The 24382-nt window shown below is 50.5% G+C and carries 22 protein-coding genes; 16 read left to right on the forward strand and 6 right to left on the reverse strand.

The window, feature by feature from the left end; genetic code table 11:
- Positions 1–122 precede the first annotated feature (122 nt).
- The 12 genes from HLUCCO03_RS03975 (at position 123) to HLUCCO03_RS04030 (ending at position 13318) form a co-directional block, all read left to right on the forward strand.
- Positions 123–863: a PEP-CTERM sorting domain-containing protein gene (locus tag HLUCCO03_RS03975; protein WP_027832229.1), complete on the forward strand. Its 741-nt coding sequence runs from the start codon at positions 123–125 to the stop codon at positions 861–863.
- Between the two features lie 189 nt (positions 864–1052).
- Positions 1053–2465, forward strand: a complete 1413-nt coding sequence (locus HLUCCO03_RS03980; RefSeq protein ID WP_027832228.1) for a TIGR03013 family XrtA/PEP-CTERM system glycosyltransferase — start codon at positions 1053–1055, stop codon at positions 2463–2465.
- A gap of 59 nt (positions 2466–2524) precedes the next feature.
- Complete coding sequence (locus HLUCCO03_RS03985; protein ID WP_027832227.1) at positions 2525–3169, forward strand: XrtA/PEP-CTERM system exopolysaccharide export protein; 645 nt, start codon at positions 2525–2527, stop codon at positions 3167–3169.
- A 57-nt stretch (positions 3170–3226) separates the two neighbouring features.
- Entirely contained in the window at positions 3227–4753 is a 1527-nt protein-coding gene (locus tag HLUCCO03_RS03990) for an XrtA system polysaccharide chain length determinant (RefSeq protein ID WP_027832226.1), read from the forward strand.
- Positions 4753–5685: a polysaccharide biosynthesis protein gene (locus tag HLUCCO03_RS03995; protein ID WP_292016615.1), complete on the forward strand. Its 933-nt coding sequence runs from the start codon at positions 4753–4755 to the stop codon at positions 5683–5685. The genes HLUCCO03_RS03990 and HLUCCO03_RS03995 overlap by 1 nt, the downstream gene beginning before the upstream one ends.
- Positions 5678–6961, forward strand: a complete 1284-nt coding sequence (locus HLUCCO03_RS04000) for an outer membrane beta-barrel protein (RefSeq protein ID WP_051603874.1) — start codon at positions 5678–5680, stop codon at positions 6959–6961. The genes HLUCCO03_RS03995 and HLUCCO03_RS04000 overlap by 8 nt, the downstream gene beginning before the upstream one ends.
- Positions 6962–6977: 16 nt before the next feature.
- Positions 6978–7901, forward strand: coding sequence for an XrtA system polysaccharide deacetylase (locus tag HLUCCO03_RS04005; RefSeq protein ID WP_027832224.1), 924 nt, complete (start codon positions 6978–6980; stop codon positions 7899–7901).
- The gene (locus tag HLUCCO03_RS04010) at positions 7895–9052 is read left to right on the forward strand and encodes a glycosyltransferase family 2 protein (protein ID WP_027832223.1); all 1158 of its coding nucleotides are present in this window, start codon (positions 7895–7897) and stop codon (positions 9050–9052) included. Before HLUCCO03_RS04005 ends, HLUCCO03_RS04010 begins: the two co-directional genes overlap by 7 nt.
- A 7-nt stretch (positions 9053–9059) precedes the next feature.
- Positions 9060–10196: a glycosyltransferase gene (locus tag HLUCCO03_RS04015; RefSeq protein WP_036197528.1), complete on the forward strand. Its 1137-nt coding sequence runs from the start codon at positions 9060–9062 to the stop codon at positions 10194–10196.
- 44 nt (positions 10197–10240) lie between these two features.
- The gene (locus HLUCCO03_RS04020; protein WP_155939952.1) at positions 10241–11455 is read left to right on the forward strand and encodes a CoF synthetase; all 1215 of its coding nucleotides are present in this window, start codon (positions 10241–10243) and stop codon (positions 11453–11455) included.
- Entirely contained in the window at positions 11445–12548 is a 1104-nt protein-coding gene (locus HLUCCO03_RS04025) for a CapA family protein (RefSeq protein ID WP_051603873.1), read from the forward strand. Before HLUCCO03_RS04020 ends, HLUCCO03_RS04025 begins: the two co-directional genes overlap by 11 nt.
- A gap of 53 nt (positions 12549–12601) precedes the next feature.
- Positions 12602–13318, forward strand: coding sequence for a 7-cyano-7-deazaguanine synthase (locus tag HLUCCO03_RS04030; protein ID WP_027832220.1), 717 nt, complete (start codon positions 12602–12604; stop codon positions 13316–13318).
- 22 nt (positions 13319–13340) lie between these two features.
- Here HLUCCO03_RS04030 and HLUCCO03_RS04035 read toward each other — a convergent pair whose 3' ends face one another.
- From HLUCCO03_RS04035 to HLUCCO03_RS04060, 6 genes are all read right to left on the reverse strand, one after another.
- Entirely contained in the window at positions 13341–14534 is a 1194-nt protein-coding gene (locus HLUCCO03_RS04035; protein ID WP_027832219.1) for a glycosyltransferase family 4 protein, read from the reverse strand.
- Positions 14535–14587: 53 nt separating this feature from the next.
- On the reverse strand, positions 14588–16507 hold the full coding sequence (gene pth, locus HLUCCO03_RS04040; protein ID WP_027832218.1) for an aminoacyl-tRNA hydrolase: 1920 nt from the start codon (positions 16505–16507) through the stop codon (positions 14588–14590).
- Positions 16508–16783: 276 nt separating this feature from the next.
- Positions 16784–17527 carry an SDR family NAD(P)-dependent oxidoreductase gene (locus HLUCCO03_RS04045; RefSeq protein WP_027832217.1) on the reverse strand — a complete coding sequence of 248 codons (744 nt, stop codon included), beginning with the start codon at positions 17525–17527 and terminating at the stop codon, positions 16784–16786.
- A 9-nt stretch (positions 17528–17536) separates the two neighbouring features.
- On the reverse strand, positions 17537–18835 hold the full coding sequence (locus HLUCCO03_RS04050) for an FAD-binding oxidoreductase (protein WP_027832216.1): 1299 nt from the start codon (positions 18833–18835) through the stop codon (positions 17537–17539).
- Positions 18832–20097 carry a glycosyltransferase family 39 protein gene (locus HLUCCO03_RS04055; RefSeq protein WP_027832215.1) on the reverse strand — a complete coding sequence of 422 codons (1266 nt, stop codon included), beginning with the start codon at positions 20095–20097 and terminating at the stop codon, positions 18832–18834. Before HLUCCO03_RS04055 ends, HLUCCO03_RS04050 begins: the two co-directional genes overlap by 4 nt.
- Before the next feature lie 4 nt (positions 20098–20101).
- On the reverse strand, positions 20102–20503 hold the full coding sequence (locus HLUCCO03_RS04060) for a GtrA family protein (protein ID WP_027832214.1): 402 nt from the start codon (positions 20501–20503) through the stop codon (positions 20102–20104).
- A 43-nt stretch (positions 20504–20546) separates the two neighbouring features.
- On the opposite strand from HLUCCO03_RS04060, the gene HLUCCO03_RS04065 reads away from it, so the two are divergent.
- The 4 genes from HLUCCO03_RS04065 to HLUCCO03_RS04080 all read left to right on the forward strand — a co-directional run bounded on the left by HLUCCO03_RS04065 (position 20547) and on the right by HLUCCO03_RS04080 (position 24380).
- Positions 20547–21434 carry a decaprenyl-phosphate phosphoribosyltransferase gene (locus tag HLUCCO03_RS04065; RefSeq protein ID WP_027832213.1) on the forward strand — a complete coding sequence of 296 codons (888 nt, stop codon included), beginning with the start codon at positions 20547–20549 and terminating at the stop codon, positions 21432–21434.
- A complete protein-coding gene (locus HLUCCO03_RS04070; protein WP_036197522.1) occupies positions 21434–21856 on the forward strand; it encodes a divergent PAP2 family protein in 423 nt (140 codons plus the stop codon). The genes HLUCCO03_RS04065 and HLUCCO03_RS04070 overlap by 1 nt, the downstream gene beginning before the upstream one ends.
- Positions 21857–22074: 218 nt before the next feature.
- A complete protein-coding gene (locus tag HLUCCO03_RS04075) occupies positions 22075–23406 on the forward strand; it encodes a hypothetical protein (RefSeq protein WP_027832211.1) in 1332 nt (443 codons plus the stop codon).
- 86 nt (positions 23407–23492) lie between these two features.
- Positions 23493–24380, forward strand: coding sequence for a glycosyltransferase (locus tag HLUCCO03_RS04080; protein ID WP_036197519.1), 888 nt, complete (start codon positions 23493–23495; stop codon positions 24378–24380).
- Positions 24381–24382 lie beyond the last annotated feature (2 nt).

A 24382-nucleotide genomic window follows, 5' to 3' on the forward strand; every position in this document is an offset into this window, starting at 1 on the left:
ATTTACACGTGGTTAAGCCTGGCGACATAAGTGCCTGTAATGTAGTAATAATTTATTGTGGCATGGGCCCTGCATTCAGTACTCCGTGAAGTCGAATTACGTCAGGTAAACGGAGTACTGATATGAACAAGCTAACAACCATCATCGCAACCGGACTGCTTTTCGGTGCTACTTCTTTAACCTCTGCGGCACCTATCCTTTCAATCAGCGACGAGGGAGAATCGGCAGCGGGCAATGCCGAGGGCAACTTCCTTGCCACACTGGACGGCGGCTTTCTTACTGAAACCTTCGAAACGTTTGAAGAAGATGGAGTTGTCTACAATGCCCCGGGCGCACAAACGACCACCTTTACTTCCCCCCAGGGTGTCGGTTCTTTCACCAGCGTGACAGCCGGTTCCGGGGGCCTTTGTGACAGTGGCGGTTACAGCTGCGACGATGGCCTTGCTGTTCTCGATTCAGGCACCACGCCTTTCACCGGTCGTTATTCAGTATCCGGTGACAACTGGCTGGACAGCATGGATGCGGAACAAATGACGATCTCTCCCACCTCTGGTTATAACGCCATGGGCTTTTACATGACGGACCCCAATGACTCAGGTGGTCGTTTCTCGATTGGCGGCGTGGATTTCGAATTCAAGGATATCTTCGGGTCTTCACTCGGTAACGGAAAGATTTTCTACATTTCACTGTTTGACGCGGCCGGCCTTGGTGATGTCTCCATCTTTTCCAATAACTCGGATGATGGCTATGGTCTGGATGACGTAACTGTTGGCAAAGTAGTGGTGCCGGAACCTGGCACCCTGGCACTTTTCGGCCTTGGACTGGTTGGGCTGTTGCTGGCCCGCAAGCGCAAGCAGCCATAATGTTGGATAGCGTGGGATAGCTGGTAACCCTCGAGCTTCGGGTTGTCAGCTTTCTTTACATGCTGTCATGCTCTTTTACATAGCTGTCCATTGCAGTAACTGAGAATTGCAGTACACTGCTGTTCACGTAACGCTGTATACAACGCACTGGATGCGTTTTTAATGTTGTGAGCAGCAAAAGGAGTTGACGTGGCCCACGTCAGATTGTTCAGACACTACATCCACCTTCCGTATGTCATCCTCGGCCTGATTGATTTTCTGGTGTTGGCGTGTGCCTTCGCTTTGGCCGTGTTTTTTCGTTACTTTGGTGATATTGCATTCTTCCTTGAAAACCTGAAGTTCATGTTGCCATCAGCGGCAGTGTTCTCAGCAATCAACTTGCTCATAATGGTTGCTATCGGGGTTCATCAGTCCCGCCTGGAAGAGGGCATGTCCGGCATGATGCTCCGGACAATCATGGCACTGATTGTCAGCATTCCACTGTGCGGTTTTGCCTACCTGCTGGCGAACGAGTGGCTCTGGTATATCGGTTCCAGCAGCGTACTGACAACGGGCTCCGTATTCGGTTTTTTCCTGCTTGGAATCATCCGGTCAATTTTCTTTACGGTAGTGGGGAAGGAGTCCTTCAAGCGAAAAGTACTGGTGTTGGGTGCCGGCTTCCGTGCCAGACAGATTCACGAAGACCTCAGAACCCCTTTCAATCGCAAGGGGTTTATCCTGACCGGTTTCGTACCACTGCCGGACGAACCGGTTGAAATCAGCGAAGAGTACCTGCTGAACATCCCCACCACTCTCCAGCAATACATCATCAGGCATCCTGTACATGAAATTGTGGTAGCCGTGGATGACCGGCGTAAAGGCTTGCCAATGGAGGATTTGCTGGAATGCAAAATGGAGGGGGTGCGGATTATTGACGGGGCCAGCTTCTACGAGCGGGAATCCAGAAAAGTCGCCCTTGAGATGGTTACTCGTGGCTGGCTGGTTTTCTCAGACGGGTTCACGGTGTCTTCGGTTTTCGGTTTCGGTAAGCGTTCTCTGGATATCCTGTCGGCGTCTGTGTTGCTGGTGGCAGGCTTGCCGTTGATGATCCTGACCGCCATAGCCATCAAGATCGAGGACGGCCTCAAAGCGCCGGTTTTCTACAGCCAGGAACGGGTAGGGCTTAACGGCAGTGTTTTCAAAGTTCATAAATTCCGGTCAATGAGAACCGACGCAGAAAAAGACGGCGCTGTCTGGGCCAGCCAGAACGACGCCAGGGTTACAAAAGTGGGGGCATTCATCCGCAAGGTCCGGATTGATGAATTACCACAAATTTTTAACGTACTGAACGGCACCATGGCCTTCGTCGGCCCACGTCCGGAGCGGCCTGTATTTGTGGAGCAGCTGTCAGAGAAGATTCCCTTCTACAGCGAGCGACACCGCGTTAAACCGGGTTTGACCGGCTGGGCCCAGCTCTGCTTTGCTTATGCAGATAATGAAGAGGATACCCGTGAAAAACTCCGGTACGACCTCTACTACATCAAGAACCAAAGCCTGCTGCTCGACTTATTGATTATAATTCAGACAGTAGAAGTGGTATTGTTCAAGAAAGGATCAAGGTAGTTTCGGGACCAGCTCTCCCCGAGACATGGAAACAGAAACGGAATCAGAGAGGAATGACAATGTCATCGAAGTATTCACTCCGGGGGCTGCTTATGTCCCTGACGGCGGTAGCGTTTGTAACGGGTTGCGCCGGGCCGCAGTCATCTTCGCAGGAAGATATTAATGCAGCCCTCAATCTGCAAACCTCAACAAGCGTTGATGAGTATGTGCTTGGCCCCACCGATGAAATCCAGATTTCCGTCTGGCGTAATCAGGATCTCAGTATAAGCGTTCCCGTCCGCCCCGACGGCAGAGTCTCCATGCCCCTTATTGGCGATATCCAGGCCACCGGAAAAACCCCGGAGCAGCTCTCAGACGAAATAGAAGAGGGACTGACAGACTTCATCCGGGAGCCGCAGGTAACCGTTGTTGTCAAATCCATGGGTAGTCACGAATTCAGCGACCGCGTACGGGTAACAGGTGCCGTCAATGAGTCCATCTCTGTGCCTCACAGGTCCGGAATGACTGTACTTGATATGGTACTGAGTGCCGGCGGCGCTAACCCCTTTGCCAAGCTTAATGACTCCATGCTTTACCGCCTGGCGGACGACAAGGTGGTAGCTATTCCGGTTCGCCTCGACGACATCCTGAACAAGGGGGATGTGTCCACCAACTATCGTATGCGCCCCGGGGATATCCTGTCGGTGCCGGAACGGACATTCTAATATCAGTTTTAACCGCTGCTTGATAGAAACAGCGGAACCGGTTTATAGGTACGAAAAATGGCACTTCCACTAAATCAACTTCCGTCAGAAATAATCAGAGAGGTCCGGTCACGCAAGTGGCTGGCCTTCCTCCTGTTTGCAATTGTGAGTTTTGCTGTACTGGGGACGGGGTTTGTCTGGCCATACAAGTATCAGTCGAATGTTGTGATATTTGTGGATGACCAGAACATCATACGTCCATTGATGGAAGGCAGCGCCGTGACCACGGAAATCGACGAACGTACCTCCGCAGCCAAGGAAATGCTTTGGTCCAGGGATGTCATGGCACAGGTAGCGAAAGATAAAGAGATATTTGGCACGGACGCCGAGGAGCTTTCTGACGAGGCACTGGAGCGCCGGATTGGTATGCTTCGCTCCAACATGAACGTACGTCCCCGCGGCGAGCGTTACTTCAGCATTGGCTTTACGTCCGAATCGCCGATGGAAGCTTTCAGAGTTGCTCAGCGGCTGGGCCAGCTTTTTATCTCCGAAAATTCCGAGAACAAACGTAAGGAAAGCCGAAGCGCCTATAACTTTATCGACAAACAGGTCAAAAGCTACGAGAAAATTATCGCCGACGTGGAGCAAAAGCTGAAGAGTTTCCTGTCCGAAAATGTTGATGGAACAGAGGACGAAGCCAATGCCCGAATGGCGAATCTGCGCCGGGAACTGGAGCTTGCGCAGATGGAACGCACCGAGTTGATGGCCCGGGCCGAATCATTGGAGTCGGAGATTCAAAGCGTGCGACCGATGTTGAATCAGGGGCGTTCAGCAGATGCCTATACGCGAAGAATCCGGGAGAAAGAAGCCCAACTCGACGACTTGCGCCTGCAATACCACGACACCTACCCGGACATCGTCGCGCTGAAAGAGCAGATTGCCGAATTGCGGAACCAGCGTGACAGGGCAACCGAAAGCGGAGAACTGGACCAGTCTAATAGCGAGGGAGACCAAATGGTTAACCCGCTGCACCAGGATATAAGTTCTGAACTTGCGACAACCCGCGCCGATGTCCGTACCCAGGAATCACGCATCGACTCCCTGCAGGGCCTGATTGCTGAGCAGGAGAAGCGAATGGAGAGGATACAGGAAAACAATGCGCAGTATTCAGAGCTTACACGCGATATGGAAGTCAACGAGGAGATCTACAACGACCTGCTAAAACGCCGTGAAAAAGCCCGCGTATCCATGCACCTGGATATCGAAGGCCAGGGCCTGAACTTCAGAATCAACGAAACCGCCCAGTACCCTCTTGATCCGTCCGGGCCGCAGTTTGAACTGTTCGCCTCTGCCGGCCTGATACTCGGAGCCCTGGCTCCGTTCGGTCTTGCAGCCGGTGTATTGCAGATAGATCCGCGCATACGGGCCCGTAAACAGCTTGAAGATGGTATTGGCCTGCCGGTACTGGCCGAAATTCCACCTGTGAGAACACCCTACGAGAAACGCAAAGACCGCTGGCTGACAGTTTCAGTTTCTGTATGTGCCGTACTGGTTGTAGCTGCCTATGGCGGTGTCGCCGGTGCTGCTCTGATGGGAGTTATTTGATGACAGAGCAAAAACAGAACAGCGACAGGAAAGACATGGAAGCAGATACCCGCCCCCGGGATAAGACATCCAGGTCCGAAGATCTTAACGGAAAAGAGCGAACTGGCGATCTTGATAAACAGGGAAAGGGTGTTGACGGAGGCCATGGAGACAACGGGCACGGCAGTGGATTCTCTCAATGGAGCGATGATTCCCGCATGCTGGTGCCCAGCTCTCTGGAGCTCGGCCCCGGCGCTGTTGACAAGTACGTTATCAGCAAACAGATCGTCAAAATGCAGGAGCCACGCCGGCTTACCCGCGATGACATGGACGAGCGGCGCATCATATACCCCGAGTCCAGCAACCGGGAACTGGTCAACCGGTTCCGCCACCTGCGCACCAAACTTTTGGAGTTGTCAGGCGGCAACAACTTTACCATGGTGGTCAGTGGTGCCTGTGAAGGGGCCGGCACATCCTTCATGGCTCTGAACCTGGCGGCTGCGTTTGCCTTTGATCAGTCCAAAACAGCATTGATTATCGACTGTAATCTGCGCAACCCAACACTGCACTCCCAGTTGGACCTTGCCGCAGACACAGGCCTGACGGATTTCCTGGAAGACTCGGACTACGATATAGGGCGAATTATTTACCCAACAGGTATTCCCCGGCTCCGGCTTATTCCTGCTGGCAACCAACGGGAAACCCCGGCGGAATTCTTTACTTCATTCCGTATGAAACAGTTCCTGCAGGCGATTCGCCGGCGTTACCCGGATCGCTTCATAGTACTGGATACCGCGCCCATCAGCGATTCACCGGATGCCCGCATTCTGGGCGACCTGTGCGACTACTCGATGCTGGTGGTGCCCCATGGCCGGATAACCGCCACCGCAGCGGAAAACGCAGCCCAGGCGTTCGATCCTGAGAGGTTTGTAGGAGCTGTTATCAATGGATGAAACATATGGGTCAGGGAAGATCCGGTGGATTACCTCCATCGGCACAGGATTGCTGATAGCATCCGCGGCGCCAGCCATTGCGGCCACCAATACCCTTTCGGGTGGGATTGATAACCGCTTCTCCGACAATGCTCGCCGCACCGCGTCCAATGAGCAGAGTGACCTGGAAACCCGGGTAAACCTGAACTACCAGCATCGCAGCGATCCGGGCCAGTGCACATCTTCGGTGGATATGGGGCTTGGCTATGGATACTGGCACGATGACGCCTTTGACTCCGAGGTCTACACCAACGGCATGCTCATGGGGCAGTGCGAACTGGCCAAGGGACTGGTCTGGCAGGCATCTGACCGTATCAGCCAGGTCACGCAGGATAGCAGCCAGGCCGACACTCCGGATAACCGCACCCGCAAGAACGTCTTCCGTACCGGCCCGGTATACACACTGGAGCTGACACAAGTGGATGAACTGCAGTTCTCCGCAGCCTACGAAAATACAGAGTTTGAAGAGCCGGAAGAACCGGACAGCGACCGCGTTACAGGTTCGGTTGCCTATAATCACATTTTCAGTGAAACGCTGCAGGGCGGGTTGTCATTGAGTGCCGAGCGCACGGAACTGGACACCGGAGAAGAACTGGACCGAGAATCCGCCGTGGTGACCTTCGACAAGACCTGGGCAACAACCCAGGTCAGTGGCTCTCTTGGTGTCAACCGCCTGGAAACCAGCCGGGGCACCCAGGATACCTCCACGGATGGCGTTACCGGAACCTTCAACCTGACGCGGGAAATCAATCCCACCAGTGAATTTACCCTGTATGCCAATCGACGTCTGACAGACCAGACATCTACCGTGGGCATACAGTTTCAGGACTTCGAGTTTGACCTGGATCAAACCTCCGCTGTGGAGGTTACAGCGATAAGGGCAGGGTACAACAACCGCTTCAGCAATGGCTCCGTATTCACGGCCGGGTTGTCTACCAGCCGTAGTGATTATATTCAGACTGGCGAGCGTGAAGAGCGAAGCGGTATTGATCTCGGATATACCCGCCCGGTAACTGAACTGCTCTCCTGGTTTGCAGAAGCAGGCTACCAACACCAGCGGTTCGAGGAAGCTGCTGAAGATAACCTGGTTTCGGTGTCTGCCGGGCTGGATTACCGGCTGACTAACCGGATGGATATCCGTTCCAGCATCGGGCGCCGGCAAAAGTTCAGTGACTTTACATCCAGAGAATATGATGAAAACTGGATAATGGTTTCCCTTAACTATCGATTTTTCTGAGAAGGGGGGCGTAGCAATGACCAACCATACCGACACCACCCGGATAGCCAACGCCCTCACCATCGACGTGGAAGATTACTTCCAGGTGGCAGCCCTTGCCGAAGCGGTTAACCGTGACGACTGGCATTCCATGGAATACCGGGTAGAGGCCAACACCCACGGGCTGCTGGAACTGCTTGATCGCCACAATACCCAGGCAACCTTCTTTACCCTGGGCTGGGTGGCGGAGAAATCCCCCCAACTGGTTCGCGATATCCAGAAAGCCGGGCACGAGGTTGCCAGCCACGGATACAGCCACCAATTGATCTACAACCAGACACCAGAAGTGTTCCGGGAAGAAACCCGACGCTCCAAGGACATTCTTGAGGACATTACCGGCGAGCCCATCACCGGTTACCGGGCAGCCAGCTATTCCATCACCAACCAGTCCCGCTGGGCCCTGGACATACTGGCCGAGGAAGGGTTTGTGTGGGATTCGTCCATATTCCCGGTACATCATGACCGCTACGGCATGCCAGGCACCCCGCGCTGGCCTCATCGCCTGAAGACCGACAAAGGCTATGAACTGGCGGAATTTCCTCTCAGTACACTGAAGTTCCCCGGCTACACCCTGCCCATCGCCGGTGGTGGCTACTTTCGCCTGTTTCCCTACTGGTTCAGCCGTTGGGGCCTGGGCAGCATCAACCGCCAGGGCCAGCCGTTTGTGTTCTACCTCCACCCCTGGGAGGTGGACCCGGGCCAGCCAAGGCTGGATGTAAAATGGCTCTCCCGCTTCCGGCATTACAACAACCTGGATGTGTGCGAGCAGCGGCTTGACCAGTTGCTGGGCGATTTCCGGTTTACCACCATGGGGGATGTGCTAAAGAACCAGCAGCTGCTTGACCAGGAAACACCAGTAAACACCGGCCACGAGAAAATGGAATTTTCATCACCATGCTAGTCGCACTGTTCTGGCTATCCCTGGCGTTACTTGTCTACATCTATTTTGGTTACCCGCTACTGGCAAGAATGGTGGCAACCCTGTGGCCTAACCCCGTGCGCAAGAACCCGGAACACCAGCCCAAGGTTTCCATACTGATAGCCGCCTACAACGAAGCAAAAGACATCGAAGCCACCCTGCAGAACAAACTGGCGCTGGACTACCCGTCCGACAAGCTGGAAATCCTGGTCATTTCGGACGAGTCCGACGACGGCACCGATGCCATCGTAGAGCGCGTGGCGGCCTCCGCCCCCTTTCCCATCCGCCTGTTCCGCCAGGTGCCCAGGCAGGGCAAGACCGCCGGCCTGAATACGCTGATACCGGAAGCCAATGGCGAAATCATCCTGTTCTCCGACGCCAACTCCCAGTGGGACACCTATGCTGTTAGCAGACTGTGCAGCAATCTTGCCGATCCGAAAGTGGGTTACGTAACCGGTAAAATGGTCTACGTAAACGAAGACGGCTCCCTGGTAGGGGATGGCTGCAGCGCCTACATGAAATATGAAAACTGGCTGCGGGAACAGGAAACCCTAATTGGTTCGGTGGTAGGCGTGGACGGCGGTATCGACGCTATGCGCAAAGAACTCTATCAACCCCTGCGCGCAGACCAGTTGCCGGATTTCGTGCAGCCACTGAAAGTGGTAGAGCAGGGCTACCGGGTGGTGTACGAGCCAGAGGCTCTGCTCAAAGAAGAAGCCCTGAACGACAGCGACAGTGAATTCAGCATGCGGGTACGGGTGAGCCTACGCGCCCTGTGGGCGCTGAAAGACATGCGGCACCTTATGAACCCCCTGAGGGATCCGTTGTACGCCTGGCAGTTGGTCTCCCACAAACTGCTGCGCTATGCCGCATTCATACCTCTTGCGACGCTGGCGGCGGCAACATTGCTGCTGGCCCCGGCCCGGGGCATCTACACGCTGGCCTTTCTGGGCCTGGTTGTTTTCCTCGCCCTGGCCTGGACCGGTCATAAGCGGGAGGCGGGGGGAGAGTCATTGTCTGTCATCTATTCGATACCTTATTACTTCATGCTACTGAATGTGGCTTCCTGTAAGGCCTGTGTTGCCTTTCTGAAGGGCGAGAAGAAGGTTATCTGGAATCCAAGGAAGGGTTAATCCCGTTATGGGACTCAAAGTATTACACCTGATTGATAGTGGTGGCCTTTATGGCGCGGAGAAGATGCTGCTGAATCTGGTGCAGGAACAGCTGAACCAGGGCCTTGAGCCCATGATCCTGAGCGCCGGCGAGCCTCATATTGAGGAAAAGCCAATCGAGTCAGAGGCAAAGAGACTGGGCTTACCGGTAATCGCCTGGAGGATGACTCCCGGGCTCAACCTCAAAGAAGCCTGGCGCATTATCAGGTGGGCGAAGGAGAAGAACTACCAACTACTGCACTCCCATGGCTTCAAGTTCAATGTGCTGGTTGGATTATTCCCGAGGTTTCTCCGGAAAATCCCTTCCATAGCCACGCTGCACGGATACGTTCACGCCAAACGTTTCACCAAAATGTGGATCTACGAGTGCATTGACCGCATTGCAATTTACCGTATGGACGGCGTGGTGCTTGTCGGGGAAGCAATGAAAGGCGAGGTTCCGAAACGTTTGCGCGCTTCCCCGAATATCAGGGTTATCCCGAATGGCCTGAATATAGCTGAACTGAAAAAACGATCGACCAATGAGCTTGAAGACCAGATCCAACAGTTTTTCAACAGTCATGAACTGGTGATCCTGGGTATCGGCCGCCTGTCTCGTGAGAAAGGCTTCGATCATCTACTACGTGCTTTCCAAAAAGTGAAAAACGAATTCCCAGGGGCAGGTTTGATCCTGGTGGGGGAGGGCAAACAACGGGGTGCACTAGATAGTCTGGCCGAAGAGCTTGGTCTCAGTGAGGCGGTACTAATGCCCGGTTACTGCAGCAATGTCCCCGTTTTACTGAAACAGGCCCGATTATTGGTTATGCCGTCGCTAACAGAAGGCTTGCCCATTACATTGCTTGAGGCCATGGCCATTGAAACGCCGGTACTGGTGTCTGCTGTCGGTGAGATGCCCAAAGTGCTTGGTTACGGTGAGGGTGGGCACATTACCCAGTCCATCGAACCGGCAGAACTTGCGGATGCCATGATTGCACAATTGCAAAGTTCTGGGCCCCGTAAGAAAACCGAGTGGGCGGTCCAGGCAGTGGTGAGGGATTACTCGGCAGAGGCGATGGCAAATAATTACCTGTCACTTTACAACACCGTGGTGGGGCAGAAAGCGTGATTCGTCAACTTCGATACATGCTCACGCGGATGGCTTTTATCTGTATGGGCCTGCGTGTTTCCAAATACCGGAAAGAGGTCGAGGCCCTGTGGGCCATGCCTGAGAACGATCGAAACAACGAGCTGGACAGGCTGCTTCGTAAAAACCGGCCGTTAAACGCAGCGGCGGAAGAGGTGACGAGTCTCGAGAAGCTGTTCAGTTCGCCCCCATTGTCCAAGCGGGCGTTGAGGGAGCAAGACAGTCAGGGACGAGGGAAAAAGGCCGGTCGATTTGGTCGTCATACCGCAGGTACCACTGGAGAGCCAAACCATGTGTCGCTGTGTCGGAGTGAGCTTGGCAGGATGTTAGGTGTCAGAGATTATTGTTTTCGTCATTATGGTTTAAAGCTTGGTCAACGAGAGGCAAGGTTGTGGGGCAGGCCAGAAGCAGGCATGAAATCTTGGGTCAAGAACTTCATACTGAACAGGCACGTTTTCCATCCGGTAGGCCCAGATGCCAATAATGAGATGGCGGGCCTGTTGGATTGGAAGCCAGACTATCTATACGGTTATGCATCGCTGTTACTGGATGCTGCCCAGATTCTGGAGACGATGGACATAGAGTTCGTTCCACCGAAATGTGTGATCTGTACAGCAGAGTCTATCCTGCCGGCTCAGAAAGCGTATATTGCAAGAGTGTTCAAGGCGCCGGTAGCGGAAGAGTACGGGGCAACCGAGTTTGATGTGATTGCGTTTGAGTGCACGGAAGGGCACCGCCACCTAGTAAACCCCTGGGTACTTGTTGAGAATTCAGGAGATAATGGCTGCTTGGTGACCGACGTTTCGAGAACCTCTCAAAGCCTGGTGCGCTACGAATTGGGTGACTCCATTGAGCTGGAACTTTCAGAATGTATCAGGTTAGGCGCCCCTGAAGTTATTAGCCACCTGGAAGGGCGGTCGATCAACCGGTTTGCTTACTTGTCGCGGAATGAAAAGTTTCATGCGCTGGAGTTTGCTCGGGCGGTGGATCGGTACCAATCACAATCCGGTGAAGTTTTTGGCTTTACTGTTCACCAGTATCGATATGGCTGTTTTGTCCTTGAGACCTCTTCAGATCCAAAAAAAGGCATCCAGGATTTATCCGACTTTATTGTTGAATATTTGGACGGTGTGGTGGGAGTACGCGTGGAGATCACGCCCGAGAACGAAAAGATAGTTGCAGAACCCACTGCAAAGAAAGGTTACTTTATACAAGCAATGGAACCTGATCATGATGGCTGAATCTGCACTTACCATCTCAGCAGTGGGCGACATATCGTTAGGTGATCATCCTGTATGCGTCGGCCATGGAATGAGGAAGGCCATCGGTACCCATGGCGTCGATCTGTTCTCTGATGTTCGAGAATACTGGTCAAACAGCGATGTGGTGATTGGCAATCTGGAAACCGTGGCATCTGATGTTGGCTTAATACCGGGGAAGCTGTCTTCTTTTGAGATGCGTGGCGATCCGGCCGCACTGACGACCCTGAAAGAAGCAGGTTTTAATGTTTTGACCGTTGCAAACAACCATGCATTGCAACACGGAAAAGACGCCTTCGATGATACGGTTGCGAATCTGAAAAGAATTGGTATCGAATCGATAGGGTTGGATGATGAGAAAACGAATAAAACCGTTCCTTTCGTGTTTGAAAAATCCGGAAGAAGAAATGTATTCCTTGGTTATTCATTAAGACCGGAAGAATGGTGCAAAAATGATATCCCCTACAGTCACAGAGACTCCATCGATTCCTTGATCTCCGAGGTACAGGGTTTCAGGAATGAAGTGGATGGAGCCGTTGTGGTCTCGATTCACTGGGGGCTGGAGTATCTGACCTATCCAGGGCCTGAGCAATTAGAACTGGGCAAGAGGCTTATCGATGCGGGTGCTGATGTGATCATTGGGCATCATCCACACGTTTTGCAGCCCTTCGAGTACTATAAGGACGGATTAATCATCTACAGCCTTGGTAATTTCCTATTCGATCTGTGGCATCCGGAAACGAAGCCAACGGTGGTTGCACAAATAACCATTCCGCATGGTGGCGCTCCAAAGGTTGAATTCAAACCTGTGTACATTGATTCCAATTTTATCCCGAGAAAGGCGAACCAACAGCAGTGCTCTACTGTAAGCAAATTATTGTCGTTTGACGATCATTCCATTGAGTCTATTGCCAGGATGTCGCCAGAGGAGTATCGAGCGAGATACAAGGAGAATCTGGCAATGGTTAGGCCGCGAAAATACCGATATTTTATCAAAAACATATACCGATACCCGCTCGGAATTATCTTCCAGTCGTTTATGAGGACCTGCTACAGGCGGCTAACTGGAACCTGACTGCGGCTTAAGAGTAGACGGATACTAAAACGGGTGTCATTAAGGATAAATGAATGAACAAGACAGTTGATGTGTTGTGGACAGGGGGATGGGATTCAACCTTCAGGGTGATCCAGTTACTCTTCCAGGGTATTGACGTCAAGCCCCATTACATTTGCGATCCAGGCCGGGCTTCCTCTCCTTTAGAAATCTCGGCAATGAATCGTATAAGCGACTCGTTGAAAAGAAACCCTGAACTGAAAGGCGCACTACTACCTCTTACAATTGTCGAATTTTCTGATTTTACGAAATATAACGACATTGAAAAGGCGTACATTGACCTTATGAGGGAGCACTATATAGGGGAACAATACAAATGGATTGCTGATTATTGTCGGCATGCAAACTTGGAATCTATTGACATTTCGGTGCAGAATAATCCTTTTATTCGAAGAAATCATTCCAGGACAGATTATCCATTTTCTGTAATATTTAAAGGTCTGAATTTCCCGCTTATTAATTATTCAAAGAATGATATGAAAAAGTGGTGTATTGATAATGGGTTCCTATCAATCATTGAAGAAAGCTGGTTCTGCCACTCTCCTACCCGTAGCGGTAAACCTTGTGGGGTTTGCAGCCCTTGCATTGTGGTTTCTGAAGAAGGCATGGGCTATCGACTGCCAACTAGCGCAATAATCCGCTATCACTTGAGGGTGCTTCCAAGGGTAAAAAGTTTCTTGAAAAATTATCCAAAATTCTATGCGCGCCTCTACAGGCTAAAATCGAAATAGTACAGCGCGCTGACCCAAGATATTATACGAACATATTGTTTATTGTTTCTTTTAATACCTTTTCGTCATTTTCCCAATTGTATTTGGTTGTAACTGCTGTGCGACCATTTAGCCCAAGAGTTTTCCTTTTTTGGGGGTCGCTTAAAATACCTAGTTTTTCTGCAATATCTATTGGATCCTGATCTTTGCAGACCACTCCGCTATCAGTCTCTTTTAATATTCGTGCTATAGGGATGACTTCCGTGGCTAGCACAGGTAATCCAGCCAGCATATAGTCAAATATTTTATTGGGGATCGTATGGTTCCAGTGGCCGCATACGCGATAGGTGAGGGCGCCTACATTCGCTGAAGACATCAGTTTATCTACCTCATCATGATCCAACCATCCATGAACTACGACGCTTTCACTGATACCAAGCTGATTGCTTAGAGCGATCAAATGTTCCTTCTGTGCTCCCTTTCCTATAATGTCGATTCGAATCGCATCAGCAGACGATTGTTTTTTAATATAGTGAGCGGCTCCCTCTATGAGCAAATCCAGGCCTCTTAGCTTTGACAGAAATCCCACATAAACAATTCTTAGCTGGTTACCATGGTGTTCATGTATTGCGCCTTTGAACTTATCGACAGGCGGGGTATTGCTTACGATGGATATTCTGGTGTCATTGACCCCCATCGATAATAGACGGTTTTTAGACTCCTGGATCATAACCAGTATGTGGTCTACTTTATTGACAACACTTTTTTCATAAGTTCTTGCCAGCCAGGGGTTTTTCAGTATTTTTGTTGTTAGTGACCTGTTCGAAAATTTTGCTGCAGATTCATACATTTCCGGATAGCATTCGGCCATATCGAAAACTATTTTTGACCTCCTGAATTTTGCTATCAGCAGTCCAGCTTTAACAAGTGGCAGATCCCGAACAATAAGTACACCTCGCTTTTCTTTTAAAATCTTGGATGATCTCAATAAAAGCCATATCCAAAAGGGATTGAACCAAAGTGGCAGGTTGACAGCTGCCTGAAGGAATTTGGGGAGTTGGCGAGTTACCGGGAGGCGACGAATGGCAATGCCATTGTCCTCATCTATCGAGGGCAGTTGATCCCTGTTACGGGCAATAATAGTGACATTGTGCCCAGCGCTCCTGAGCGATAGTGCGAGCTTCTCTACCCGTACATCCCACGGATAGTCTTCCTTGTATACAATTAAAACTTCCATTTTGGTTGAAACCGTCGATTATAGAGGTGTACGGTGATAAGTCTTTGTTTGTGCTAGTGGCTTCGTTCCGCATTGTTAGTTTTTTGCTCGGAATATGCAAGGTTCGGTGTAGGTATAGTGGAGGTTTTTATCTCGTAACGCAGGAGCTCCACCGCACGATCTACGCCCAACTCCAGAGCTTTCTCTTCCGCAGGGGAAAAGGATCGAAGAACCGCTGTTTTCATTGTGATGATTTCTTCATCCCGTTTCACGCCAACCCGCAAACGTTGGATGTCATTGGATCCGAGTGCAGCAATTACCGACTTTAGCCCTGTGTGGCCAGCATCGCCGCCGCCTTGTTTCAACTTCGCCTTACCCAGGGCCAAATCCATTTCATCGTGGACGACCAGGCAGTTACTTACAGACGTGTTCATTCGCTCAAGGAATAGCCGGGTTGGCGGACCACTGTTATTAATTTTCGCTGAGGGTTTAAACAAGCTTACGGTTGTTCCTTCGAGATCCAGCTCACAAAACAATCCCTCTGGGCGGGAAAGCCATGATGCGTTTGTTTCTGCCGCTATCCGATCAAGCACCCGATACCCGGCATTGTGCGGTGTGTTCTCGTATTCCAACCCTGGATTTCCCAGCCCCACGATTATTTTCCGACCTGAATCGTTACCGGCCAAAGGAGGCTTGATCGAATGAAGGTGTTGCTTATCACTACCTATAGCGTGCCCGGTTTCAGACGCCATAGGCTTGTACAACTTCGGGCAGTCACCACAAAAATCCTGTATCCCACATCGGCCGCGCCAACAACCGACAGATTTCTCCGTGTTGTACATCAATCTGACCAAGTGGTCTGCTTTGTTGGAGCCCTTTAGCAACACCAGGTCGCCGGGTTCAAGGAGCCTGTTCAGGAATTCAGACGCTTCGCGTATTTCGCTAAAAGCATGTAGATTCTGAACGGTAGTGTTTTGCTTCGCTTTGACTGCCCTCTGTGCGTGAGGTCCTACGAAAATAACAATATCGCCGACCTCGAGTGCTTGCTTGGCTACCTTGGGATAGAGCTTCGATGCAGATAAGGAATAGTCAGAGAGTGTGCCGATAACGAGAATTTTTCTCCGTGCCTCTGCCTCAGCGATAAACTCGAGAGGTGCCGAAAAGGACCAATGGGGGGCTTTCCAGTCATCTCGTAGAAAGTTGACGCCATTCTTATTCGTAACAGCCTGCATCCTTCCTTCTGCCGGTTTCACATCTGCCAAAGCTGAAATTGCGTTCTCCAATGGAACGCCGGCGGCCACCCCGACACCCAAGGCAGAAAGGACTGGCAAGGCAAGGTGTTTACCGTGGAAGCTCGTTCTTACCTCATGAATGACCCCTTTATACTCCACTTCCAGAATCAGGGGTTCGGGCCACCTGGATCGTACCGAACGAAGCTTTAAAGTTGCGTCTTCCGATTGCCCTACCCAAATGACACGCCTGTTACAGCTTTCACCTATGGATCTTACGAGAGGGTCATCAATATTCAGGACAGCCACTCCGTTCGGTGGCAAAGCCGCAATAAGCTTGCCTTTTTCCTTTGCAATGGCATCCAAGCTCTTGTGAGCCTTGAAGTGGTCCCTGGCAACCAGAGTTAGGACAGCGATGCTTGGCGTGAATAATTTAAGCGGCCGATCCAGGTCGCCTGGGTTGCCGCCAGATACCTCAAGAACGCAGAATTTGTTACGGGGACTGACCTTGAGCAAAATCTTGGCAATGCCGTCAGGGTAATTCATGGACCTTGGAGTGCTGTAACATTCTCCTGCTGTGGCGAGGATGCTTGCGGAAAGGTCCTTGACAGTTGTCTTGCCTGCGCTTCCAGTGATGCCCACGAAGCACATTTGTTTAAGCTTTTTGCTATACACGAGTGCCAACCAGAACCTAAGAAGGTAGGCCGTGTAGCGGAAGCAATTGAAGAGGTATTCCCATGTTCTCGCTTGGATATCACTGATCATTGACGTTTCGCTTCCTTGAAACATGGGCAGGCTTAGCTTGCCCCTAATTGAAATGCTTTTTGCCTTAGCAATTGACTTTAAATGATTTGATCTAAGAGTAATCGCCGCTTGTATGTACGATCATTGCGAACGTGCTGCCCTAATCACCCTATCACTAATAGTCTTTTCTCGCCTGTTACTTTTAGGGGTGACACTATTCGCACCCATAATTGCTTGACCCAAGAGAAGTTGATTCAATTATGGAAGCGACGAATCCTACACGGTGGTGAGCTGGAATCATATCTGCATTCGTTTGAATACAAAGTGTGGAATATGCCTTATAACAAACATGATTAACCACCATTTTGGTGGTGCATACGTAATATTTTTCTTAACTTTCACTGCATGGACAATAATTCTTGCGACACTATCGGCTCGAGCAAAAGAGCCTCCTCTAACTTGTAGATGGCGAGTCATCGGTGTTTTTGTGGGCCCAGGCTTAATTAGCGTTATGCTCACTCCAGTTCCAGAAACCCTGTGCTGTAGACCTTGAGCATACCTCTCAACGAGCCCTTTTGCAGCACCATAGGAATAGTTTGATTTCCGCCCTCGGTCGCCGGCTACGGAGCCGATGATTGCCAGTGAACCATAATTTACCTCTTCCATTTTCCCCACCAATGCCTCTGCGAACAGTGCAGGAGAAAGACCGTTCACTGCTAGAGAATCCGAGCAAGCGTTAAGATCACTCTGGCATACACGCTGATCCGGTAGCCATCCATGAGCAATAAGGGCTATATCGATCCGGCGTGTGCCTGCTGCGGCGTCTACGGCGGTCTGAATGGCCTCGGGTTTGAGAAAATCTGTTGTGAGGGTAGCGAATTCTGATCCGGGGCTTCGAGCCTTCAGATCATCCGCTACTCTCTGGAGTCGCTCTGCACTGCGGCCTATCAGCGTAAAGTGCGTTGCTTCCTCCTCAGCCCAAATCCTGGCGCACTCATGCGCCATGGCAGACGTGGCACCCACGATTACGATATGCTTCATAGTTGTCACCTAGCTCCCAATGAGACGGCGAGAAAGGCCGGAGCTGATGCCCAGATCCCGATATTGCAGAAATTCGTCCAGGCGAGAATAGCCTGACTCAAAGAGTTCTTTTGGCATTCTTGCATCCTTTGCGGGGTAAATTCTGCCCCCGGCTTCCTGGACGATTGCGTCCAGTTGTTTGAACAGTTGGTGGGTATGGGGCCCTTTATTCGGGAAGTCGAGTGCCAGGGTTACACCATGCATGGGAAAACTCATCATGCCGGCTGCCGGCCTTTTCCCAAAAGTTTTCAGTACAGCGAGGAACGAACCTTCTCCCGAACGCTGTATTGCGTCCAGCATAGCGCGCGTGGCGTCTAGGCCATTAATGCGGGGGATTACACTTTGGTACTGGTAAAATCCTTTAGGTCCATACATTCGATTCCAATTCCGAATGTTATCCAGAGGATAAAAGAATGGCTGATAGTGACTGATGCCTCGACCAGCCTTGCGGGTCTGAAGATAAAAATAGGCAGTATTGAAAGGCTTTAGTGATAACTTGTTGATTAGTGAAACCGGTGGCACAAACGGCATGTTCAGTTGTTTGCTTTGCGGTGGAAAGTCTGGTGAGGCGGTCGTGGGGTTGCCGCGCATAAAAATACCACGGCCCTGACGTCCACCCAGGCAATCAATCCAGGATACAGTGTTTTCCCAATGGGCTTCGGAACTGTCTGCCAGTTCAAAAAACTCTTCGAGGCTATGATAGGGCAGAGTTTCGGTTTCCAGCCACGGGCCATCCACTGCTCGTAATTTGATTTCTACTTCAAGAACTACTCCGGTAAGCCCCATGCCCCCAACCGTCGCCGCAAGCCAGTCCTTATTTTTTGTCGTTGAGCACTCGACTATCTGGCTGTCTGTTCTTACCAGCCTGAGATACTGGACATGATCTCCAAAGGTACCGAATCGATGGTGGTTTTTACCATGAACATCGTTAGCGATCGCGCCACCTACAGTAATCAACTGGGTGCCCGGGGTTACGGGCAGCATCCAGCCTCTTGGCACGACAACCTTCTGAATGTCTTTGAGTAATAAGCCCGCCTCACATCGCAGAAGTCCGGATTTATCATCAAACGAAATGAAATTATTTAGATCGGTGGTTTGCCAGGCCGTCCCCCGTGGGTTAAGGCAAATGTCGCCATAACTTCTCCCCATGCCATAAGCAATTCCGGGAAACGGTGGCCCGGAGATTTGTTCTGAGGCTTTCTCTCGCGATAGTGGCACCGCATAGTGCAGTGGCGCCTCCAGTCGCCCCCAAGAACTCAGCGGTGTCATGTTCTGGCTTCCTGTCTAAGGCTTCCAAATGCATAGTCAATATAGAAGAACAAAAACGGTAAGAAAACGAAGTGGAACCGAGTGGTACCAAAGAACACCATGTACACGAACGTGCCAGCAAATACCGCAAGCACCGGTATGAACTGGCTGTAAGATTGTGTTTTTAAGCATTGTCTTGCCGTGTAAATAACGCATGGGACAGCCAGAACGACCAGTAGCATATAGGGTATCTGTGCCGCCCATTTGGCAACGTGGAGAGAGCTCTTCTCAAGTTGACTGGGAGATTCTATGCCTTCGAGGTTCCAGGCGATGCCTTCCGCATCGGTTTTGTATAGCGCAATCAGCTTTAGTGGAATCATTTTAATGAAAGTGACGGGCTCATCTCGAATAAACTCAATGGCGAGTTTTTTCGCTTTCTTGTCACGCTCTGTTTCATCTAGCCCCTCCAGCGGCGCAACAACCTCATCGTCATATTTGTAGCCACCGCTGGCGTGAGGGTTGTTGCCGATGTAAAGGTTGATACCACCGTTGTTGGATACCGGGACCACCGCATCAAAGTGTTCGTAATTTCTTAGACCCCAGGGTATAACCATCACGATAGTGGTCAGTGCGATGATAGCAAGATGGCCCAAGTGGGCGGGGCGGCGGTGGAGAAGGGCAAAGAGAAGCAGAACAGCGCCAGGAAAGATCACAATTTGGGGCTTGACAAACGCCCCAAAGGCGGTCGCCAGTGCTGCGCAAATAATCAATTTCGCGCTAGATTGTTTGACGATTCTTATCAGGAGATAAACAACCAGGCTTACAAAGAACAGGGCCAGAGGTTCGGACGCATAGAGATTGGCGTAGGCAATGTGATTGGGGGATAAGGACAAGTAGCCAATAATGAATAGTCCAATGCCGGTTTTCTGGTACAGGCGTGCAATCCTGAAAAAGATGAATGCCGTGACGATGTACAAAACAATATTTACGAGTTTTCCTGCGAGGAGGGAGCCCTGGGCCAGCCAGAGAACACTGCCGAGAAAGGCCGGATATCCCACTGGCCAATACGCAGTCGGTTTACCGTCCGGATACACATAGCCTTCGCCCGCGGCGATCGACATCGCTCGGGAAAGATAAACCATCGTGTCGCTTACTGGCGAGGTATCTACGAGCGAAATCCAGATAATCCTGCTTAGAACTCCTAAAGTCAGCAAAGAAAAAAATACGCTTCTGGATGAAGCTTTCTGGTAAACCTTGGAAAGTTCCAGCAGAGTAGGTTGCATTGGATTATATCGCCTCCGTGCGAAATACATAACGTTTGTCGAGATGGTATTTGGCCACATAACCAATGGCAAGCCCAATGATTCCTCCGAGATAACGCATTTCTTTGGTTTCGAAGAGAAAGTGAAAGCCGAACTCGAACCCCCAGAAAATGACGGTAGTGGCGACGCCCATCACGGTGTAGAGGACAAATGTCTGGCCATCATGTACCATATTTTTGCTCTGGAATCCGAAGATGTAACGTTTATCCAGTATGTATTTGAGCACAAGGCCAACGCCTGTCCCGACGATGACGGATGCTATCAGGCTGAAATGCCCTGAGTAGACGCGGAGAGTCAAGTCCTGCGCACCAATATTTGCTGCCGTAGCGATTAGTGCGAGAATTGCGTAAACCAGAGCAAGTTTCATCAGGAAGCCGGTATATATTAAAGGGATATTAGGGTTATGAGCCATGGATAGTACAGCAGTAAACCGCTCGCCTCTACGGCAGTTGGCGGGTTTGATTAAGCTCATGCGCCCGCGTCAGTGGGTAAAAAATGGTTTTGTTCTGGCTCCGCTTGTTTTTGCCGGCGAATTTCTCGATCCCTCTTCCGTAAGCAGCGCTCTCCTGGCAGTCGCGCTATTTTGCCTGGCCTCCTCTGCCACCTACATTATTAATGATGCCCGGGATATTGAAGACGATCGGAGGCATCCGACAAAGTGTCGCACCCGCCCACTGGCGGCTGGGACAGTTAAAATGCCTGCAGCTATGGTTTTGCTGGCGTTGTTGTATGCAGTCTTGGTTGCCGCATGGTTTGTTGCCCCTGCCGTCGTGGCAGTTATTCTGGTGTATATGGTACTTAACCTGGCGTACAGCTTCAGTTTGAAGCACCAGCCGGTACTGGATATTTTCACTATAGCAATCGGTTTTGTATTGCGAGTATATGCCGGAGCCGTCGCTCTGGATGTACCAGTCTCAGAATGGATGTTTGTCACGACTCTTTGTCTGGCCCTGTATCTTGCAGCTGTGAAGCGTCGGCAGGAAATCAGCCAGAGTGGCAACGAGGGGCGGAAGGTCCTGGGTAGTTATTCGGTTGCGCTTGTCGATCGCTATGCGGAAATGTCGGCCACCGGTGCCCTGGTGTTTTACAGTATGTTCGTGATGGAGTCGCGGCCCGAGTTGGTTATGACAGTACCTTTGGTGTTATTCGGGTTGTTTCGTTATTGGTACGTGGTCGAGGCGTTGGAGGGCGGCGAATCTCCTACAGATGCACTGCTATCTGACTGGCAGTTGCTCGTGACGGTCGTGTTGTGGATTGGTGCTTGCGCGTGGTCACTCTGGCCGATGGCGGTAACATAATGGATTATTCTTATGCCCTTACGCCCTTTTTGGCTTGGTTGGTAGCCGGTGGGCTAAAGTTTGCCATAAACAGTGTTAAGGCGGGTAAGCCTGCGTTCGGTCTAATTGGTTACGGTGGTTTGCCGAGCAATCATAGCGCCATCGTAAGTAGCATTGCGGCCTTGATCGCTTTTAAAGAAGGCATTGAGCACCCGGCATTTGGGGCGGCAGCGGCTCTGGCATTTATTGTTGTGCTGGATGCAAGCAGCCTTCGCCGCCAGATCGGTAGGCAGGCAGATGCGATAAATCAGCTAGCAGAATCCCAGGGGATGTCCATCCCTCAACTGAGGGAACGGATGGGTCATACCTTGATCGAAATAATTGCCGGCATAGTCACGGGTATTTTGACTGCAGCGGGTGTACATTGGGGAATGCAAATTTAATGTAACTTTAGGTGGTGATCACATTTAGTTCGGTTCGTTGCCTCTACCGCGGCTACAATCGATTTTAAGTGATCGTTGCAGGGTTTAGTTTATCGAGTGTTCGGCAAAGAAATGTGTGTTTTTGAAATCCTGTGCTGTGAGTCGCCGATCAGGAAGGCTGTCAGGGTAATATAAGTCGAGATTACAGACACGCCTAAGATGTATATTTGGAGAAGAAAATGAAAAGCCGAAATGTGTATAGCTTGGCTACGGTGTTAGTGGCGTTTTCACTCGCTTCCCCGCTAGTGTTTGCTGCCCCCCAGATTTCTCAGGTTACAAGTCAATCATTGGAGCAGGGAGGCACGCTGACAATCCAAGGTTCCGGCTTCGTCCGCGAGTCGTCTGATCCTCATGCAGTTATGTTCGATATGGTTGATAAAGCTTATATTAATGGCGAAACAAATACACACCATGAGTCTTTTGATGAGTTAGATCCGGTTTTGCGGATAGATGAGGATCCAGATACCCTTTGGTGGAAACCGTCACGGGGCTCGACAGATGCATTGCAGGCGCCAAGTATTGTGAGGGATTTAGACGGTAGAGGAATTCAAAACGGAGCACTCTATCATCTGAAGGGTTATAACTCATGGCTCGGTTGGCCTTCAGCCTACGGGGGAAATGACACGCCAGCGGACAACACGAAGCTCTATGTTGCTTGGTATCTGAAAATGTCTTACGACCCTAGGTATTATTGGACAGTCTCTCCTCTTGAATTGGAGGGTCAATTTATTCCCAATGAAAAGATAATAGTTAATGGTTTTGAAGGAAGGTATATTGGAATCGGAACAGAGGGTCACTCCGAAGGGATGCTTCATTTCGAAATCCTCGGCAAAGGCAATACGAATGATATTCGCGGAGAGGAAATCGTAGGTCAATCTTCGGGGGCTTCTACAGTTTTCCCTACCGATTCGGCGCGCGGCACCGGTGTTGGTTTTGAAAATCCAGGCTCAAACAAGTATCTTCGTGTTTGGGAAGACCCTCAGGGGAAAGAGGGAATCAGGCTATCGTGGACTCAAATGACGGTGCATGATGAGTGGGAGGCGGCACCTGTTACGCCTGGTGAGTGGCACTTAATGGAATTTATGCTAGATACTGATGAGGGTGTGGTCCGAGCTTATACCGACAGGCAGCTTGTTGCTGAAGTCGATGTCAGTGATAAAGAGAATTACCCTGGTAAATGGAGTCCCACCATCGCGTTGCTAGGTTTCAATGGTAAAACTCAAGAATTCCAAGACATCCAAATCGATGACATCTATATGGATAGTAGCTTCTCACGTGTAGTAATTGGAGACAAACCAAAATATTCAGAATTGGACCACTATGAGTTGCAATATCCTATCAAATGGAAAAGTGGGGAGATTGAGGTAAGGCTTAATTTTGGGGCAATTGACCCTAAAACCCAAGCTTACCTTTATGTAGTTGATGAGAGTGGAAAAGTAAACGAGGAAGGTTTTTCATTATGTGATGATTGCCGTGTTCCTCCTTCGAAAGTCCAGCTTGATGTCAATTAGCTATTACAGTTGTCCAGTTGATTTATTGGCGGGTTGAAAGAAAATGTATTTATCAATTATATATTTTATAAAATCGGTTGTTAAGAATGGAATCAAGGCAAGGTTTAGTTTCAGTCGTTATCCCCTCGTATAATCGGGCAGCTTATATTGAAGAAGCAGTAGATTCGGTTCTTAAGCAATCTTATAAGTCTATACAGTTAATTGTTGTAGATGACGGTTCAGATGATGGTAGTTATGAAAAGCTTGGAAATTATGAGGCTTTGGGTGTACTTGATTTGTTGACACACCCTGATCGTCAGAATCGCGGTCAGTCTGCGGCCATTAACCTCGGAATTCGTCACGCAAGCGGAGAATATTTTGCTGTACTGGATAGTGACGATATGTTTGCTAGCGAAAAAATTGCCAACCAAGTAACTTTTTTGGAAGAGCACCCGGATATTGGAATGGTTTATGGACAAGGGCACGCAGTTGATGTGGAGGGCAATTTCCTATTCAAGGTTCCCGGAGACGAACATTTAGAACTCGGAGATCCTAATTACCTCTTGCTCGACTGCTACATGGCTCTTCCTGGCGGGGCGTTGATTCGGAAATCGGTTTTAGACGAAGTTGGATTTTTTGAAGAGTCTTTTCGTGCTGGGCAAGATCACGATATGGCTTTGCGGATTATGGAGGCCACGAAAACAGCTTATCTTCCGAAACTTGCGTTTTACTACCGAAAGCATGGAGATTCCATAAGCGCAAAAGGTTTGGAGCGCCGCTGGAAAACCGGCATGGAAATTCTAGAGCGCGCCCGCCAGCGTTATCCTTATGAAAGTAGCACCATTCGTAAACGCAAGGCTGTTCTGCACTTCCGTTTGGGCCAGACCTATTGGCGGGAAGGTGATAGAGTGAAGGCATTGCCGCATCTGGTCACCTCTGGTGCACTTGATCCAGCCCGAGCGCTATCCGTTATCCTTGGCCGGGAACGGGTTTAGGC

It is taken from the genome of Marinobacter sp. HL-58, assembly GCF_001314605.1.
Taxonomy (GTDB): domain Bacteria; phylum Pseudomonadota; class Gammaproteobacteria; order Pseudomonadales; family Oleiphilaceae; genus Marinobacter.